This is a genomic window from Actinomyces sp. oral taxon 170 str. F0386 (assembly GCF_000195595.1).
Classification (GTDB): domain Bacteria; phylum Actinomycetota; class Actinomycetes; order Actinomycetales; family Actinomycetaceae; genus Actinomyces.
Genome location: NZ_GL882549.1, coordinates 1 through 587, shown reverse-complemented (window position 1 = coordinate 587; position 587 = coordinate 1). Strand labels below are relative to the sequence as shown.

Annotated in this window: 1 pseudogene; it reads left to right on the top strand. The window is 65.8% G+C overall.

The annotated features are described in order from the left end of the window. Positions 1-22 precede the first annotated feature (22 nt). Positions 23-587: pseudogene (locus tag HMPREF9056_RS15015) on the top strand (hypothetical protein); the annotation flags it as partial.

Here is a 587-nt window from a genome sequence, read left to right as displayed (position 1 = left end):
GACATTCCCCCGCAAGCGGGAGGTGCCCCCCTCCTATGTACGCGTCTTCTCCGGGTGGGTCTATGTGGCTTTCGTGACCGACGTGTACTCCCGGAGGATCATCGGCTGGCAGACCACCTACCGGCCAGCGCGCACCGACCTGGCCCTGGACGCCCTGGAGATGGCCGTCTGGCAGCGGAAACGTCAAGGGGCTGATCTCTCTGGCCTGGTGCATCACTTGCGACCGCGGCGTGCAGTACAGGTCCATCCGCTACGGGCAGGCCCTGTTCGAGTGCGAGGCGGTCGCCTCGGTGGGTTCCAAAGGGGGACTCCTTTCGGCTTCGCTCTGGCCGAGGCGCTCAACTCGCTGTACAAGGCCGAGCTGATCCGTAACCAGGGACCCTGGCAGGACATCGACGCCGCCCGTGGTCGCCACCGCCGAGTGGGTGCACTGGTACGGGCACCATCCGACCACACTCCGCCATCGGCATGCGCCCCCCGCCGAGCACAAAGCCGCCTGGATCCCCGACGTCAGCCAGAACAGCCAGAAACAATCACAACCGGCAACCACCGGCACCAGATAAACCAGCCTCCACAAAACCCAGGGC